Origin of the sequence: Microbacterium deferens (genome assembly GCF_045517775.1) — a bacterium.
Classification (GTDB): domain Bacteria; phylum Actinomycetota; class Actinomycetes; order Actinomycetales; family Microbacteriaceae; genus Microbacterium.
The window spans coordinates 1,234,330-1,251,576 of the sequence record NZ_JBEUWT010000001.1; the positions used below are offsets into that span (position 1 = coordinate 1,234,330).

Below are 17,247 nucleotides of genomic sequence, written 5' to 3' on the forward strand. Positions count from 1 at the left end.
CGACGCTGCCCGACCCGTCCCTGGACGGGCGCGCGGCCGGACACCTCCCCGGTGCCGCCGTCACGCCGGTACGACGATCGCCCAGACGATCGCTGCGATCGCCAGCGCACCCGCCGCCGCACCCGCCGCGATCGCGACACCGGCCCGACGCCGAGCCCGTCGAGCGCGCGAGGCCGCTGCGGCGACCACATCGACGGAGACCTGCGGTTCCCGTCGGGCCGGAGCCGCACGCGTGACGACCTCGGACTCGACCGCTCGCGGCCGGTAGATCTCGCGGTCCTCCACCGACGGCACGCGCGCCGTGCGCTCCGCGGGAAGCCCCCGCGCCGCACGCACCGCCGACTGGCGGACGCGGGTCGGGGGAACCTCGGCGGGGCGGGCGCGGGCGCGCGCGCCGGGGGCGGTGTCGTCGTCGCGTTCGTCGTCGGATGCGGCGAGCCGCCGACGCCCCGGGACGGTGGCCTCATCGAGCGGCTCGGCCAACGCCGGAGCGGCCGGCTCCACCGGGCCCGCGGGTGACGCGCGAGGAACGAGGACGGTCGACTCCCGCGCCGCGCGGCGTCGCGCCAGGACGGTCTCGTCGTCGTCCGGTGACGGAGCCGGGTGCTGCTGCTCCTCGTGGGGAGGATTCGGCCACGCGCGCAGTCGCCCGGCCCAGATGGTGACGTCGTCGTCGTCGCGGTCGCTCACGCCTCGCTCCGCGTGAGTCGCACCTCCGCGTCGCCGAGGAAGAACCGCTCGCCCGCTTCGAGTTCTTCACCGGGCTGCGCCTCGACCTCGGTGCCCATGAGGGTCGCGAACAGCACCCCGTTCGTCGAATCGAGGTCGGTGACGAACCACGTCTCGCCGCGCAGTTCCAGGCGGGCGTGCGTCTTGGACACGGTGCGCGTCTCGTCGGAGATGGCGATCAGCTGCGCGCCGGGCCGGGTGGGATCGGGGGCGGGACGCCGACCGAGGATGACGACCTCCGACGAGATGTCGATCGGAGCACCGCCCGGCGGAATCAACTTCCACGGCACGCGACGCCGCCGCGCCACGATCGTGCGATCCATGGCCTCGAGGTCGTCGTCCTCGTCATCGGACGAATCGCCCTGGGCGTACAGCGCCGAGACCGACGACAGCGCCGGCCGGGGGGCACCCGCATCGGGGGCGCCCGGCACGGCGGAGATGGCCTCGCTGAGTTCGGGGAACTGCTCGGGATCGCGCGGAGGCGAGGCGGGCGCGCGCAGGGGTCCGGGAGCCCACGGTTCTCGCACCGGTGCCGGTGCGGGAGGCTCGGGAACCTCCGCGACCGGCGCGGGGGCGACCTCCGGCGTCTCGCGCGGCGGCACGGTCGGCACCGACTCGATCGGCGCGCCGGGCTCGGGGCCGCGCCGGGGCTGTTCGGGGTCGAGCGCCGGAGCAGACGGGGAGGATGCGGCGCTCGAGGCGGACGGCGGCGTCTCGCGGTCTTCGGGGTCTACGGCGCTGTCATCGGGCTCTGCGGCGGGGCGGGTCGAGCGCCGCGAGGTGAGGAACGACGCGGGCGGCGGCACGACCGCCGACTCGGCGGGGGGCTCGGCCTTCGGCACGACGACCGGTGCGGGAGGAGGGATGGATGCTGCGGGCTGCTGCGGCTCGGGGGTCGGAGCCCAGAACCCCGTCGACAGGGGCGCGGCGTCCTGAGGCTCGGTGTCGGCCCGCGGGATCTCGACGCGCGTCGTGTCGACCGGATCGGCGAACATCGGCTCGAAGGCGGTGAACGCTCGCGCGCGCGGGGCCAGCGCAGCATCCGCGGGGTCGCCGAGATCCCCCGTGCGACGGGGGCCGGACTGCTCCTCGCCGATCCAGCGCGCCGAGCCGAACCCGACGATGCTCGCCCAGATGAGCGGGAAGAGCGCGGCGACGACCGTCATCCCCCCGCCGAAGCCGAACGCGACGTTGACGCGGTAGTACGAGATCACGAGGATCACCACGAAGGCGATCTGACCGAACAGCGGCACGAAGACGATGAAGACGAGCCACGGCGAGAATCCGCCCAGCCGCAGGAGCACCGCGGTGTTGAGGATGGGCACCCATGCCTGCCAGGCGTCCTCTCCGGCTTTACGGAACACCGCCGCGAGCGAGAGAGACGCCCAGAGGTAGAGGACGACGATCACGGCGAACGTGATGAGCCCGGCGACGACGCCGATGGAAGAGTCGTTCATGTCGTGGTGCGTCCGCCAGCAGCTGGTCGGCGCTTCCCCCTCTCGACGGACCGCGGCGACCGCGGGCGCGAGGGGCGCGGCGCGATCAACCGGACGAATGATCTCAACGATAGGGCCGTGACGAAGCGACGCCAGAATCCACGCTCACGGGAGAGGCGTCTGCGCTCGTCGTCGACGATGCGCCAGAACTCTGCGGCGTCGTCGGGTGTGGTCTGCTCGCGTGCGAACACCGCTCGGTCGGCCGTGGCCGCGAGCTGCCCGCCCGACGGGGTGCCGAAGGCCGCCGCGAGCTCTGAGCGCGTCAGTTCGCGCGGTGCCGGATGACCGGCGTCGACGCCCGCGTCGACGTACTCCTCCCAGCCGCCCGCGATCTTCTCGACGGGATCGGACGTCGTCCGGCGCCCGCGCCGACGCGACGCCTTGGCGGCCAGGACGGCCAGGAACGGACCGAGGACGACCGCGAGGACGAGCAGCACGATGCCCGCGACGCGCAGGATGGGCCACAGCCACGCCAGGTCGATCCCGCCGGCGTCGTCGTCGGGGGCGTCTCGCGCCGAGTCCTCCTGCACGGGCTCGGGCGGCACGACCTCCTCGACGGTGTCGGGGCGCACCTCGGTGACGTTCTCGGGGTCGCGCTGCTCGGTGACCTCCAGGCTCGGCGACTGCTCCCACTGGGGGGTCGCGTCGACCGCGATCCAGCGGCCGTCGTCGGAGAGCACCTCGGTCCACGCGGCGAGGTCTTTCGCGCGGCAGGTGCCCGACTCGCACGTGCTGAGCCCCGGATCGGAAGAGGTCAGTCGCGCACCGACCACCACCCGGGAGGCGAAGCCGAGCTCGCGCGCGACGAGCGCGACCGCGACCGAGAACTGCTCGTCGTCGCCGACGGCCGCCACGAAGTTGTCGGACGCGACGGCCCGCGGGTCGCTCTCGCGCTCGATCAGGCGGGAGAAGAGCGTGTCGATGCGCGCGAGGGAGTGCCCCGACGCGCTGGGCTGGAAGACGTAGCCCGCGAGCCCCGCCCTCCACACCGGTGTCTGCTCGCCCTCGTCCAGCGCGTGGCTGAGGAAGCCGCGCTCCCGCAGCAGCCGCACGAGCCCGTCGAGCGCCGCACCGCCCGTGCCCACGGCGTGCTCGTCGACCCAGGCCGCCAGGTTGTCGGGCGGGACGACACCGCCCGGATCACCGCCCGGCTCGCCGATCGACGCGAGATCGGCGACGGCGGGCTCGACGCCCCGCAGCCGGTAGCGATCGCCCGCCGCGAGCCCGCCCTGGGCGGTCTGCACCCCCGCGCCGGCCGTGACGTCGTAGTAGAAGCTGTCGGCGAGCGCTGCCGCACGATCGCCCGCGAACTCCACGCGGGCGAGGCTGCCCGCGGTGGGCATCCAGATGCCGCCCAGATCGCCGATCTCGACCTCGGCGTCGATCGGCGTCCCCTCCCCCGCATCGCGGACGGAGGGTACGCGCACGAACCGGCTGCCGTCGCCGCCCGGGCGGAAGATCTCGCCGTCGTAACCGTCGAGCGTGGCGACGCGCACCCGCTCGGGAAGCGCGTCGCCGCTGACCGTGAACAGCACGTCATCGGCACGCTCGTCGGAGAACAGCATCCGATAGTCCGACAGCGGACTCACCGCGGCGGCGATCTCGAGCTCCGGGCCTGCCGCCGTCCGGAGCACCTGCCGATCGGCTCCCCGTGCAGCCCACGGCACGACCGCCACAGCCACCACCACCGCGATCGCGAGCATCCCCGCGCCGAGAGCCGTTCGGCGCCGATCGGCGCTCGACGGGCGGCGCGACAGGCGCACGCCGGTCGCCGACGTGGCGCGCTGCAGCGCCGCGACGCGTTCGTCGCGCGCACGCCACGCGAGCCACATCAGCGCGGAGCCGAGGGCGCAGACCCCGACGAGGGTCTCGACGGGCGCGGCGAGAGTGAGCGGCCCGAGCACGAGCGCGGAGCTGACGGACGTGCGACCGAAGAAGAGCCCGAACGACACCATGCCGAGGCCCACGACGACCGAGGCGTTCGCCCACCGGTCATCGCGCCAGGCGAGGAGCAGTGCCACGGTCGTGCCGACGAGGAAGATCACGAGCGCCGGGACGAGGAGGTTGCGGTAGGCGCCGACGGGGAGGTCGACGGTGACGAGGTCTTTCCACCCGACGATCACGCCGGCGAACGCCTCGCCGAGACCCTGGAGCATCTCGGCCGGGCCGACGAGCCGCGACGGCACGGCGAGGGGCACGGCGAGGAGGGCGAACGCGCCGACGAGCAGGGCCGCCACGATCCAGCCGCCCCAGCGTCGCAGGAGCGCGGCGACGGCGATCCCCGCGCCGACGAGGGCTCCGGCACCGGCCGCGAGCAGGAACGCCGTCGACGCGTAGATCGGCCACGCGGCGAGCGCTGCCACCAGCACGGTCGCGGCCACGTAGACGGCGCCCGCGGCGATCCGGGGGCCCTTCACGACGCCGCCCCCCGTGCGAGGAGGCCCGAGAGGTCGTCCAGGGTGCCGATCGTCAGCACCGAGAGCCCCGACAGCACGCGCATGCGCGGGTGCGCGCTCTCGTCGCAGACGACGGCGACGAGAGCGGTGTCGGCGGGGAAGGCGAGCGCCGCCTGCCGCAGGCGCTGCAACGGCACCGTCGAACCGACCACCATGAACGCGATGGAGAGACGCTCGTTCGCCTCGGCGGCCAGGCGGCACACCTCGTCGACCGGCATGGTGTTCTCCAGGCGCGTGATGGCGCTGAAGCCGTCGAGCATCGCGCGGGGCGAGACGGTCGCGATGTGCTGGATGGCGCGGAGCCGGCCCCGCACCACCCGCGGGATCTCGGACCCCGAGACGATGTCGAGGTCGCGCGCGTCGCGCACGGCGCGCAGGCCGAGGGATGCGGCGGCCGAGACCGCGAGCTCGAACTCGTCGGCGTCGGCGAACTCGGGCTCGGCGACGCCGAGCACCACCGCCATGCGGGAGCGGCGCGACTCCTCGAACTGGCGCACCATCAGGCGCCCGGTCTTCGCCGTCGATTTCCAGTGCACCTGGCGCTGCGAGTCGCCCGGGGCATACTCGCGGATCGCGTGGAACGACATGTCGGAGTCGACGAGACGGCGCGTGGGATTGCCCTCGAGGTCGCGGATGAGGCCCGCGCTCGTGGAGGGGATCGCGGTGGTGCGCGGGTGAACGAACAGGTCGCGCACGTCGTCGAACGCGTGCTCGCGCCGGAGGAGCCCGACCGGGTCGCTGCGCACGGTGGTGACGGGCCCGACCCTCACGACGCCGCGGGGGAGAGCGGGGATCTCGAGCGGCTGCGCCACCGTGCTCCCCGGACGCAGGAGCGGCACCCCGAACTCCACGAGTCCGCGACCCACGGGGATGTCGAGGCGCCCGGGGAGGGCGACGCGCCGCCCGTCGTTGCGGACGACGATCTGGCCCGTCACGCCCTGGCCGGCCACGACCCGCTCGTGGGTGAGGGTGAGGTCTACCTCGTAGGCGCGGGCGCCGAACAGGAACGGGACGGCCATGACCACCAGGAGCGCGGAGACGACCCCGGCGACCATCCATTCGACCCACCCGAAGGCGATGCCGGCGATGAGCCCGGCGGTGGCAGCGATCACCACGAGCGCACCGGCGGGTCGGACGGTGCGCCCCGCCCAGCGGACCGCGGCGACGAGCGCTTCGCGGGTGGCGCGGAGGGCGATGCTCGTGCGCACCGCGGCGCGCACGATCGCCCGCTCGCGCCGCCGGGAGGTCGTCGAGGTGATCGATGTGCGAGACGACGTGGTCGTCGACGACGCGGCGGAGGTGCGGGTCAGACGCGAATCGACCGTGTTCATGCCGCGTCGCCGGGGCTCGGGTCAGCGCTCATACGGTCTCGCGCTGCGTGGGAGGGGCGACGTCGAGGAGCACCTGGCCGATCACGGCCTCCTGCGTGACGCCGTCGAATTCGGACTCGGGGTGCAGGATCAGGCGGTGCGAGAGCACGGGCACGGCGAGCGCCTTCACGTCGTCGGGGGTGGCGTAGGTGCGCCCCTGCGACGCGGCGCGTGCGCGGGTCGCGCGGGTGAGGGCGAGGGCGCCGCGGATGCTGACACCCAGCCGCACTTCGTCGGCCGATCGGGTCGCGTCGACGAGCCGCGCGATGTAGTCGAGCACGAGGGCGTCGACGTAGGTCTCTGCCGCGAGGTCGGCCATCCCCGCCAGCGCCTGCGGTGTGATGATCGGCGAGAGGTCGTCGGTGGCGACCGCTGCGCCGTCGAGGATGCGCACGGTGGCGGCGTGGTCGGGATACCCGAGAGAGGTGCGCATCATGAAGCGGTCGAGCTGGGCCTCCGGCAGGCGGTAGGTGCCCGCCTGCTCCACCGGGTTCTGCGTCGCCAGCACGAGGAACGGGTCGCCCACCGCGCGGGTGACCCCGTCGATGGTGACGTGCTTCTCCTCCATCACTTCGAGCAGCGCCGACTGGGTCTTGGGGCTCGCCCGGTTGATCTCGTCGGCGAGCACGATGTTGGCGAAGACCGGACCGGAGTGGAACTCGAAGGCGCCCGTCTTCTGGTCGTACACCGTGATGCCCGTGATGTCGCCGGGGAGGAGGTCGGGGGTGAACTGGATGCGGGTGTTCGTGCCCTGCACCGACTGCGCCACCGCACGGGCGAGGGAGGTCTTGCCCGTGCCCGGCACGTCTTCGAGCAGCACGTGTCCGTCGCTGAGCATCGCGGTGAGCACGAGGTCGACGACCCGCCGCTTGCCGAGCACGGCGCGCTCGACGTTGTCGGCGATCTGCGCGAAGGTGTCGGCGAACCACGTCGCCTGCTCCTGGGTGATCGTCATCGTGCTCTCCTGTGTCGTGGGGAAGGGAAGGTCAGGGGGCGGACTGCTCGGGCGCCGACGGTGTGCATCGACCCGAGATGGTGCCCGAGGCGTCGCGCAGGTTCCACTGCCCAACGCTCGCTGTCACCGGGATGCCGCGAACGGATGCGGCGTCGGCGGGCACGGTGCCGGGAGTCACCGTGGGCACGAGGCGGCCGTTCGCGTCGTAGTAGGTGATGACGGCGGAAGAGACGTCGGCGGAGACCGTGCCTCCCGCGATCGAGACGGTGCCCCCGGCGACGAGCGGTTGACCGCCCAGGCAGGACGTCACAGACCACTGCGCGGACACCTGATAGGGCGCGCTGCCCTCGCGAGCGGTGACGGGAGCCGCGGGGGACGGCGACCATCCGTCTCGGACGTACTGCACCGTGATCCCCGGATCCTGGTCGAAGACCGTGGTGCCGCCATTCCACCGGTTGAACTGCGCGCGGTAGTTGCGTGGCGGGTTCTCGCGTGACTCCGGCTCGGCCGTGATGCGCCATTCCGCCCGGCTCTCGCCGACGACCGGGGTGCGGTTGACCTCGAACGTCCACCCCGACGGGGTCTTCGTCGACTGCACGCGGATGCGGTTGTCGCGCACGGTGGAGGTGCCGAACTCGCGACCGCCGTAGGTCGATACGGCGCAGACGACGAAGGAGTACTCCTCGCCTTCGTCCAGGCCCGTGAAGGTGCGGCTTTGGCCGGTGTCGCGCGACGTGCAGGTGCGGCCCTCGGCGATCGCGTACGACACCTCCGACCCCACGCCGTTGCTTTGTGCGCTGGCCGTTGCGACGACCGTCGCCTCCCCCGCGCCGCTGGACTCCGCGGTGAGGTTGAGAACGAGGCCGGTCGGTGCCCCGATGCCGTTGGCCTGCACCGTCGCCGCCTGACCCGACGGCTGACCGCCGAGCCCGGGTGGCAGATCGAACCGGGAGACCGGCGTGACGGTGACAGGAGTGGAGGCGTTGGACCCGACGTTGAACGACCCCACCTCGAGCGAGTTCTGGTTCTGCCCGACGCGTACCTCGCGCGTCTCACCGGCCGGGCTCGAGACGACGAGCCGGCCCGTGGAGGGCGTGTCGATGCCGGAGATCGACAGGGTGGCGAGCTTGCCCTCCTCGCCGTTCGGCAGGGGCGCGGCGGTGACGCCGGTGGGGGCATCGGGGGCGTCGTACGCCCACGCGGTCGTGCGCACGCTCGACCGCGACTCACCGGTGCTGTTCACCGCCCACGCCTCGTACGAGCGCTGCTCGCCGTTGGGGGCGGCGATCGCGGGGCAGACGCCGTCGACGCCGCAGCGCGCGACCTCCTGCCCGGCCTGACGGATCACGAAACCGGAGAGCGACGGATAAGCCTGGCGCGACTCCCCCGCATCCACGCGGAGGGTCACCGAGCCGTCGGCGTACGCCGTCTGGCGAACGCTCCCCGGAGCCTTCGGGAAGCCCTGCAGATCGAGCAGCAGGCGTCCGTCCCGGGGGCCGGCCGTCACACGTCCCTGGGCATCGCGCACCGAGAACGAGGCGCTGCAGGTCGCTCCCGGGGCATCCGCCGTCCACGACGCGGTCACCGTGTTCGCCGAGGCGACACGGAAGCTCACCCCGACGCACGCGCCGGTCGGGCGGACGTCGACGACCTCCAGGGGCGTGCGCGGGAGCGGGTTGACCTCCCCCGACGAACCGATGACCGTCACGGTGCACGACGACCCGGCGGCCTGCGAGCACTGCTGCGCGGTCGACCCGCCCTGCGGCAGCGTCGACGGTGCCGCACCCACGCGCAGGATGAGGCGGGCGGGGGCCGCGGTGTGGCTGGTGATCCCGACCAGGACAGCGTTCTCCGAGCCCGGAAGCGCTCGATCATCGCCGGTCACCGTGACGGTCGACCCCGCCAGAGACACGTCGAACGCCGACCCGCTGTACTCGATGCCGTACTGCAGGGCGTTCCAGTCGTCACGGAGCTGCCACGTCGTCATGGTTCGCAGGTCGAACGTCGCCGTCTCGCCGGGTCCGACGGTGAGGGATGCGGGGCGCAGCTCGGGCTGCGGGTCGAGTGCGTTCACCAGGATGGGCACCGAGAGGTAGGTCCAGTCCTCCGTGCCGGCGATCCGCACGGGAACCTGGCACGCGTCGGTCCACGGCGCGCCCTGACCCGAGCCGTAGCGCACCGTCGTGCCGCCCTCCGCGGTGCAGATCGCCGCCGGCCGTGCCCCCGCAGACCGGACGTCGCCACCGATCTCGAGCGACGCGCCGCGCGGGAGGGCGACCAGCTGAGCCATGTCGAACGAGACCGACTCGAGTTCGTTCACCTGCTGCGCGGTGGTGCCGGCGCGCAGGGCCAGCGCCAGGTCGTCGTCGCCCGGTACGCGCAGGAACGCGTAGGTGCGCACCTCGGCGCCGGCGGCCTCGCCCGTCACGGCGAACGGGATGACCCGGGTGGTCTGGGGAAGTTCGCCGCTCAGACGCCATCCGTCGACCCGGATGTCGCCGGGGTCGGCCCACAGGCCCACGGTGAGGCTGCCCACGTCGCCCCCCGACCAGGAGGCCTTCGCCGTCAGCACGTCGACGCCGTCGGCGAACTCGTCGCGGTTCTCGGTCGTGAGCACCGTGTCGGAGACGATCGGATAGTCGGGCACGCTCTCGCGCACGACCTTCACGACGATGAGGCCGCGGCCGGTGTTGCCCGAGCTGGACTCGACGTCGTAGAGGAACGACATCGTCCCGGGGTTCTCCCCCGCCGCCAGAAGCACGTCGCTGTCGCCGACGTCGCGGATCTGCGCGGCGAGGCGGGTGTACTCCTCGTTCACCTCGCCGTCGGCGAGGGTCTCGGGCAGATCCGGCCGGACGTCGGTGATGGCGAGCGTCCCCTGCGTGGGGTCGATGTCGTTGGCCAGCGCGCTCACGCGGATCGTGTTGCCGGGCCCCGCCTGCACCTGCACGTAATCGGTGAAGGTCACCGGGCTCGGGTTGGCGTCGGCGTCGAGCACGCCGACGCGCACCGTGCCCTCGCCGCCCGCGCCCGCAGCATCCACCGCCCGGTACCGGAACGAGACCTGCCCGCGATACCCGGGCACACTCGTGTAGACGATCGACGAACCGTCGGCCGAGATCGTCGCCGAACCGCTCTCGGGCTGCGTGACGATGCGGTCGAGGGTCACCACGTCACCGTCGGGATCCATGCCGAAGCCGTCGAAGTCGATCGACGTGGTCTGTCCGCTCAGCACCCGCCCCTCGATGCGGTCGGGCCGCGGTGCGCGATTCGCGTCGCCGGGGAGCACCCGCACCCGCACCGTCGCGGTGTCGGAGAGCGAGGGGAGTCCGGTCGTGTACACCGCGTAGTCGATGCCGTACTCGCCGGGCTCGGTGGGCGCGAGATAGCGCAGCACGCCGCCCGACGCGAACGCCAGGGCGTCGGGGGTGCGGGAGACCACCGATGCCGGGTTCAGGGTCGGACGCCCGCCCGCGGGCGAGATGTCGTTGTCGAGCACGGGGATGTCGATCTGCGAACCGGCCCGCACGACCACGCTGTCGTCGACCGCGATCGGCGCGATCTCGGGCGTCGGCGGCAGCAGGTACACGGTGGCCTCGCCCGCGACGCGGGACCCTTGGTCTTCGGTGCCGTCGCTGACCGTGTACGAGACCGTGCCGAGCCGCCCGGCGGAGCCGCTCGCCGTGCTGCCCGAGACGCGCAGATCGTTCTGCCCCACGGCGTCGACCGACAGCGTGGCGCCCTCGTCGGCGTTCGCGACGACGTCGCTGAGCAGGAGCACCCGCCGGGTGGGGTTCGAGACCGCGGCGAAGACGTCGAGGGTCGCATCCTCCTGCGGGCGCACGAACGCCACGACCGGGGAGGTGGCGAGCTCGGCGGGCGCGTCGGCGGCGACGAGTGTGATGCGCGCGGTGCCCGTGGCTTCGCTGACGCCGTCGGTGACGGTGAATCCGACCCGGAACGTGCCGGCGTCTCGCGCTGAGAAGTCGAAGGTCGTCGACCCTCCCACTACGGTCGCCGAGGCAGCCGCGTCATCGAGCACTCGCACCGACGACACCGAGAGCGAGCCCGAGGTGCCCGTCACGTGCGGGGCCACGTCGACCGTGATGCCCGACTCGATGGAATCGACGGCGGCGAACGACTGCACCGCGAGCGCGGGGCTCGGCGAGACCCGCACGAGCAGTGAGCGCTGCGATACCAGCCCCGTCGTGTCGGCCACCGTCACGGGCAGCTCGATGAGCTGTTCGCCGCCCGAGCCGTCATCGCTGTGCTGGTAGACCACGTCGCCCGACGGCGACGCGGCGACGGTGCCGATGCCCGACGGGTTCTCGACCGAGAGCAGCAGCAGCGGGTCGCCGTCGGGGTCGACCCACCCGGGCAGGACGGGCACGGTGACGGTGCCTCCCCGCGCCACCTCCGGCTCGGGCCACCGCACGAGACAGCGGTCGACGCCGCACCATTCGGGCGCGGCATCCGCCGTCGACACTGTCAGGGTGACCGTCGTCGCGGCGGAGGTCAGGCCGCCCTGCGCGGTGCCGTCGGTCACGGCGTACTGGAAGCTCGTCGAGCCGACCGCCCCCGGCTCGACCCGCACCGCGAGGCGCTGGCCGTCATCGGTGATCGACACGGCGCCGAATCGGGGGTCGAGCCCCGTGACCGACGCGGGGTCGATGCTCAGCACGTCCTCGTTCGGGTCGTGGTCGTTCATCAGCACCGGCAGCGTCGCCAGGCTCCCGGCCCGGACGCCGAAGGCGTCGGGCTCGGCGATGGGCGGCTTGGGGTCGATCACGACGCTCAGCTGCTCCTCGCTGGGCACGGCGTCGGGATCGGTGCGGTCATCGAGCGACCAATCCTGGCTCGACGGTACGAGTTCTCCGTCGGGTACCGTCCACACCCAGCCCGTGCGCGTCTCGTTGAGGATGACCGCGTCATCGGTCGCCACGAAGACCGGTCGGCGCTGATCGGGGGCGGTCTCGCCGCCGTAGTCGAGCGTCGTCTCCCCGACGTCGCTGCGCCAGAGCGTTCCGCCACCGCCGCCCGGGCCGAGCCAGGCGGCGTAGACGACGCCGTCGTGCACGATCGGCGGGGCGGGCGTGCCGAGCACCGACGCGCCCGCGTCGCGTTGCGTGGCGACGCCCGACCCGTCGACGGGCACGCCCACCAGGGTCGACTCGTCGGCGAGGTAGACCGACGAACCGGCGGGGTCGGGCTCGCCCACCGCGATCGTGCCGGTGAGATCGGTGACGACCGGCGCCTCGACATCGCGCACCCGCACGTCTCCCGACTCGCCGTCGACGAGCGCCCACGCGTCGCCGGCGGCCGTCAGCGACGGCGAGGCGATATCCGCGTCGAGCGGATCGCGACCGCGCACCTCCGACGTCGCGATGTCGTAGCGCACGACGGATGCGTCGGCCGAGGAGTAGGCGAAGAGACGACCGGTGCGGTCGACCGCGACGGCGTCCGCCGCGTACTGCGGGGCGTCGTCGTCGGACGCGAACGGATCGACCTGGACGGCGTCGCCCGACGACAGGCGGCCGGCGAAGACCGCCCCGGTGTCGGTGAGGTAGGCCGTGAAATCGCCGGCCGTGGCCACGCGGGTGGTGCCCGCGGGCGTGGACGGCGACGTGCGGAGCACCTCGTCGTCGAGGTCGACGGGAAGCGACTCGTCGATGCGAGTGAGTTTGCTGTAGCTGTCGGAATAGAGGTACGCGCCGTCGGCGCCCTGCACGACGGCGCTGGGGTTCGTGACGCTGCGCACCGTGTCGAGCTCGCGGATCGTCGTGTTCACCCGCGCGTAGCGGAAGTTCTCCCCCGTCTGAAGCGCCCAGACCGAGGTGTCGACCTCGGGAGTCTGCTGGGCGTCGAGACCGGGCCACACCACGCTGACGCCGAGGATCAGAGCGGCCGCGACAGCGGATGCCGTGATCCCGGCCGCGGTGCGGCGGCGCATCTAGAGCACCCCCGTGACGAAGAGGGTGGTCACGACGACGATGCCGGCCGCGAGCACACCGCCCCCGGCCAGCATCCACGGCGAAACCCTGCGCCGACGACCGGGCGACGCGGAGATGTCGGTGTCCTCGTCGCGCGCCAGGCCCGCCATCCCCGACGCGGTGCGCACCTTGCGTGAGCTGGTGTGCTCCACGCGCGAGCGCACCGGACCCCGCAGGGAGCCGTCGGCGAAGTCGATCGGGCGCGACGTCGGCGCCCACTCGTCCGCCGCGACCTCGAGCGGCGTGACGGGGAGTCCGAGCTCGGACTGCGCCTCGCGCAGGGCGTCGCCGACCTCTCGAGCGCTGGCGAACCGCTGCTGCGGATCGCGATGCATGGCGCGGGCGAGCACCTTCTGCACCGAGGCGGGCACGTCGGCGCGGGCGATCTCGACGTACGACGCGCGGGCGATCCGCCGACGCAGCTGATCGCGCGTATTCTGCCCGCGCTCGCGCCGTTCGAACGGGCTGTGCCCGGCGAGGAGCGAATAGACCGTGGCGCCCAGGCTCCACACCTCGCTCGCGATCGACCCCGCCGTCTGCTCGGCGACGACCTCGGGGGCGCTCCACGGGATCGACATCGCGAGCATCTCGTCGGCCGACTCGCGCGCGAGCGACGACGAGATGCCGAAGTCGGCGAGAACCGGGGCACCGAACGTGGTGATGAGGATGTTGCTCGGCTTCACATCGCGGTGCACGAGCCCGGCACGGTGAGCGGACTCCAGTGCGCTCGCCATCTTCACCCCGATGGTGAGCACCTCGGGAACGGGCATGCGCTCGACGCGGTAGCGCTGCGACAGCGACCCGGGGCAGAACTCCATCACGATGTACGGCCGCCCGTCGGCCGAGATCCCCGCCTGATAGACGGTGACGATAGACGGGTGCGCCGAGAGGTGCGCGAGCACGTCGGCCTCGGCGTTGAACATGCGCAGCAGGTCGGGGTCGCGCACGTCGCTCGGCAGCACCTTCACCGCGACGTTCCGGCGCGGCATGTCCTGCTCGTAGAGGAACACATCGGCGAAGCCGCCCGAACCGAGCGGTCTGATGTAGCCGAGCCCGGGGAGGATCGGGGGCGCGGCAGGCAGGCGTGTCGGCACCCGGCCTCCCGATTCTTGCAGTCCCAGCGCGCCGACATCGGCGCGGGCAGCTCCTGGTACGAGCCCGGCAATGCTAACAAGATCGACGCCGCGAACGCCCACCGCCCGCCCGTGGAGCGGCCGATCCGGTCAGAGGTTCGGCAGGCCCGGCTCGCCCGGATCCGCCGGCGCCTCGAACGGCGCGTCGAGCGTGCGGGTGAGCTCTTCCAGCATCGCGGCGATCTGGGGCTCGACGTACTGTGCGACGGCCGCCTGGATGCGCAACCGGTGGTGCAGCAGGATCGCGCACACCTCCCGGCCGATCATGTTCGCGTAGTCGTCGGCGAGCCCGACCTCCTGCCGCAGCGCCGCCTTTGCCTCGTCGCTGAGCGGAGGAAGCGCCGGGATCGCCGCTTCTTCCTCGGCCGCCAGCCCGGAGAGGGTGAAGAGGAAGGGCGACGCAGGGTCGGGGTCGGGGTCGAGCGGGAGTCCCTCGAACTCCGGGTCGAGCCCCTCGGCCGGACGATAGCTGCGGACGCGGTTGCGCTCGGCCTGCTGGTCGAGCTCGGCCTGGAGCATCGGGAGGTTTCGGGCCGTGTACTCGGCGACGGCGTGGTCGACGATCGTCTTCACCCGGGTCGACAGGCCGTGCTGCACACCGTGGGGCACGTCGGATCCGAGACCCGCGGCCGACAGCACCGGTGAGCCGAAGCAGCGCCGGCACGGGGCCACGCGCCCGCGGTGGGTGGCGGGTTCCCAGCGCGGCAACCACCGCAGCCAGGTATCGACGGCCTGGCTGACCTGGGTTTCGAGCGACCGCTCCACGGTCCCACGGTAGTCCGACACGCCCGGACTTCCCAGGCACCGGCCATCGGCGGCGCGGCGCGTCACTCGTCTTCGTCGCCCTCCCAGCCCCACCGGGGGCGTCGGGCGCGGGTGCGGACGAGTGCGATACCGGCCCACGCCGCGACGACGGCGGCGGCCACGACGATCACACCGAACCAGCTGACGAGCGTGCGGCCCGCGGCCGCCACCGCCGCCGCCGGGTCGACACCCGCGATCGCCGCGCCCATCGCGACTCCCCCGCCGTAGAGCAGGAAGACCGCGAGAGCGACGACCGGCGCACTCCAGAAAGACGGATGCGGCGCCCGCAGCGCGGCGGCGAGAGACCCGGCGAAGACGGCGAGCGCGACGATCATCCCGACGATGCCGGGGATCTGTCCGCCCCCGGGGGTCGTGATCACGTCCGCATCGAGCACGAGGCTCGTCACGCCGAGCCCGCAGATCGCGAGGGCGGCGAACCCGACGCTCGCGAAGGCGACCGCGATCGAGCGGCGGACGGGGCCGCCCTCTGTTTCCGACGCGCCCGTCATCGCCGCATCCGATCAGCCCTGGCGCAGCTGCGGACCCGCTTCGAGAGTGCGCTCGTACTCGCGCTGCGCCTCGTCGTTGAGCTCGGTGGCGCGGCGTCCGCGGGCGGCGACCCATGCGCCGAACCAGATGGTGAGCTCGCGTCCGAGCACGAAGGCGACGATCGACAGAGGCGCCAGCAGCTGCTCCTCGACCAGGGTCGCGCCCTCTCGCGCCGTCAGCATCCAGAACGGTGCCTGGAAGAGCTCGCCGAGCAGGTTGCCGGCGTAGGCGAACAGACCGACCAGGATGCCCCAGACGACCCAGTGCCCCCAGCGCCCACGGTTGATGAAGGCGCCGAGCAGCCAGAAGCCGATGTAGAAGGCGACGACCGGCACCCACAGCGTCCACGTCGTGAGCGCCGCAAGGGCGGCCTGCGGCACCTCGGCGAGCGTGATCCCGCCGTCGTACAGCAGCTCGAGACCGAGCCAGGCGGCCAGGAAGAGCACGGCGAAGACGAGCGCCGCGAGCAGCCCGATGGCGCCGGCGGCGCCGCGGTTGCCCCGCGCGCGCGGAGCTTCGGGTGCCTGTACGAAGATCGGCTGGGCGGCGGGCGCCGTCGCCGCCGCGGCCCCGGCCGCGTAGGACGGCTCAGGCGCGGAGGCGGGCTCGGGCGCGGCGTAGGTCTGCTCGGGCGCGACGGAGGCCGGCTCCGACGCCTGCGCGGTGCCGCCGGTCCGCGCGGCGGGCGCGTACGACGTGTCGCGCTCGGCGGCGGGTTCGCTCGCGGTCACCGCGGGCTCGTCGTCGAGGGGAACGTCGTCGCGCTCGTACCAGGGGACGCCGTCGGGCTCCACGCGCTCGTGGGAGACGGGCTCCGCGCGATCCTGCGCCACGGGTTCGACGCGCTCGTCGGCGGCGCTGTCGACCGGGGCGCGCTCGGGGCCGGGGGCGTCGGCCGCCTCCGCCTCGCGGCGCGCGGCCTCGGCCTCTGCAAGCCCCTCGTGGGCGCGGCTGACGACGTCGTGGTCGACGACATCCTTCGGCTCATCGACCGGTTCGCCGTAGGACGACCTGGAATCACTCATCGCCGCATTCCTCCCGCGGGGGCACGATCCCGCGTTACGAGGTTAACCCCGTGGTGCTCGCCAGGCGGTGAGGCGTGCCGTCGTGTGTCGATGTCGGGGTCGCGATCGGCGCCGGTAGGGTGTGCCCATGACCCGTCTCCGCGTCCGCACCCTCGCCCTCGCCGTCGCGGTGGCGGGAATCGTGGTGCTCGCGGGATGCGCCCCCGAGGGCGACGGGCAGGCGACCCCGTCGACCGCGCCCACCACGAGCCAGACGCCGGGCGCATCGGCCAGCCCCGCCCTCTCGCCGTCGCCGTCGGGTTCGCCGGGGTCATCCGCGCTGCCGACCGACTGCCGCAGCATCCTGTCCGCCTCGGTCCTGGCCGAGCTCGCGGGCGTTTCGCTCAACGACCCGTCGTTCGGACCCTCCGGCGCGCGGGGCGACACCCTCACGTGCATCTGGCGCGACCCGGCCGCCGACACCACGAGCCTGGTCACCACGATCACGAGGATGTCGTCGGGGCCGGCGCTCGACCTGCTGAACGGCCTCGTCGCCTCCGACGGGTTCACCTGCTTCACCCCCGACAAGGGCACGCGGTGCGAGAAGACGTTCCAGAACCCGACGTACGGCACGACCGACGGCCGCACGCTCTTCTACCGCGAGGGGCTGTTGATCGACACGTCGTACTCGAACCTGGCACCCAGCGGCTACACCAGCAGCATCATCGAGCGCGTCTTCGGCTGACCGCCCGCCGTTCGGG

11 protein-coding genes are annotated in these 17,247 nt (G+C 73.0%); 1 reads left to right on the top strand and 10 read right to left on the bottom strand.

Annotated elements, in window-relative coordinates; all coding sequences use genetic code 11:
• Positions 1 to 60: 60 nt before the first annotated feature.
• The 10 genes from ABTU82_RS05945 to ABTU82_RS05990 all read right to left on the bottom strand — a co-directional run bounded on the left by ABTU82_RS05945 (position 61) and on the right by ABTU82_RS05990 (position 16,507).
• On the bottom strand, positions 61 to 690 hold the full coding sequence (locus ABTU82_RS05945) for a flagellar biosynthesis protein FlhF (RefSeq protein ID WP_407172318.1): 630 nt from the start codon (positions 688 to 690) through the stop codon (positions 61 to 63).
• Positions 687 to 2,186, bottom strand: coding sequence for a DUF5684 domain-containing protein (locus tag ABTU82_RS05950; protein WP_407172319.1), 1,500 nt, complete (start codon positions 2,184 to 2,186; stop codon positions 687 to 689). The genes ABTU82_RS05945 and ABTU82_RS05950 overlap by 4 nt, the downstream gene beginning before the upstream one ends.
• The gene (locus ABTU82_RS05955) at positions 2,183 to 4,642 is read right to left on the bottom strand and encodes a transglutaminase domain-containing protein (RefSeq protein WP_407172321.1); all 2,460 of its coding nucleotides are present in this window, start codon (positions 4,640 to 4,642) and stop codon (positions 2,183 to 2,185) included. The genes ABTU82_RS05950 and ABTU82_RS05955 overlap by 4 nt, the downstream gene beginning before the upstream one ends.
• Positions 4,639 to 6,012: a DUF58 domain-containing protein gene (locus ABTU82_RS05960; protein WP_407172323.1), complete on the bottom strand. Its 1,374-nt coding sequence runs from the start codon at positions 6,010 to 6,012 to the stop codon at positions 4,639 to 4,641. The genes ABTU82_RS05955 and ABTU82_RS05960 overlap by 4 nt, the downstream gene beginning before the upstream one ends.
• Positions 6,013 to 6,040: 28 nt before the next feature.
• Entirely contained in the window at positions 6,041 to 7,006 is a 966-nt protein-coding gene (locus tag ABTU82_RS05965; RefSeq protein WP_407172325.1) for an AAA family ATPase, read from the bottom strand.
• Positions 7,007 to 7,037: 31 nt separating this feature from the next.
• The gene (locus ABTU82_RS05970; RefSeq protein ID WP_407172327.1) at positions 7,038 to 12,956 is read right to left on the bottom strand and encodes an Ig-like domain-containing protein; all 5,919 of its coding nucleotides are present in this window, start codon (positions 12,954 to 12,956) and stop codon (positions 7,038 to 7,040) included.
• Positions 12,957 to 14,090: a serine/threonine-protein kinase gene (locus ABTU82_RS05975; protein ID WP_116648271.1), complete on the bottom strand. Its 1,134-nt coding sequence runs from the start codon at positions 14,088 to 14,090 to the stop codon at positions 12,957 to 12,959.
• Positions 14,091 to 14,219: 129 nt separating this feature from the next.
• The gene (locus ABTU82_RS05980) at positions 14,220 to 14,894 is read right to left on the bottom strand and encodes a spermidine/putrescine ABC transporter substrate-binding protein (RefSeq protein ID WP_116648379.1); all 675 of its coding nucleotides are present in this window, start codon (positions 14,892 to 14,894) and stop codon (positions 14,220 to 14,222) included.
• A 62-nt stretch (positions 14,895 to 14,956) separates the two neighbouring features.
• The gene (locus ABTU82_RS05985; RefSeq protein ID WP_407172328.1) at positions 14,957 to 15,442 is read right to left on the bottom strand and encodes a hypothetical protein; all 486 of its coding nucleotides are present in this window, start codon (positions 15,440 to 15,442) and stop codon (positions 14,957 to 14,959) included.
• 12 nt (positions 15,443 to 15,454) lie between these two features.
• Positions 15,455 to 16,507, bottom strand: a complete 1,053-nt coding sequence (locus tag ABTU82_RS05990) for an ABC transporter (RefSeq protein WP_407172329.1) — start codon at positions 16,505 to 16,507, stop codon at positions 15,455 to 15,457.
• 127 nt (positions 16,508 to 16,634) lie between these two features.
• On the opposite strand from ABTU82_RS05990, the gene ABTU82_RS05995 reads away from it, so the two are divergent.
• Positions 16,635 to 17,231, top strand: a complete 597-nt coding sequence (locus ABTU82_RS05995) for a hypothetical protein (protein ID WP_407172331.1) — start codon at positions 16,635 to 16,637, stop codon at positions 17,229 to 17,231.
• Positions 17,232 to 17,247: the final 16 nt, after the last annotated feature.

Bases quoted from the DNA above. Each gene is read 5' to 3' on its own strand.
- ABTU82_RS05985 (WP_407172328.1), bottom strand. From the start codon at position 15,442: ATGACGGGCGCGTCGGAAACAGAGGGCGGCCCCGTCCGCCGCTCGATC.
- ABTU82_RS05970 (WP_407172327.1), bottom strand. From the start codon at position 12,956: ATGCGCCGCCGCACCGCGGCCGGGATCACGGCATCCGCTGTCGCGGCC.
- ABTU82_RS05965 (WP_407172325.1), bottom strand. From the start codon at position 7,006: ATGACGATCACCCAGGAGCAGGCGACGTGGTTCGCCGACACCTTCGCG.
- ABTU82_RS05990 (WP_407172329.1), bottom strand. From the start codon at position 16,507: ATGAGTGATTCCAGGTCGTCCTACGGCGAACCGGTCGATGAGCCGAAG.
- ABTU82_RS05950 (WP_407172319.1), bottom strand. From the start codon at position 2,186: ATGAACGACTCTTCCATCGGCGTCGTCGCCGGGCTCATCACGTTCGCC.
- ABTU82_RS05960 (WP_407172323.1), bottom strand. From the start codon at position 6,012: ATGAACACGGTCGATTCGCGTCTGACCCGCACCTCCGCCGCGTCGTCG.
- ABTU82_RS05995 (WP_407172331.1), top strand. From the start codon at position 16,635: ATGACCCGTCTCCGCGTCCGCACCCTCGCCCTCGCCGTCGCGGTGGCG.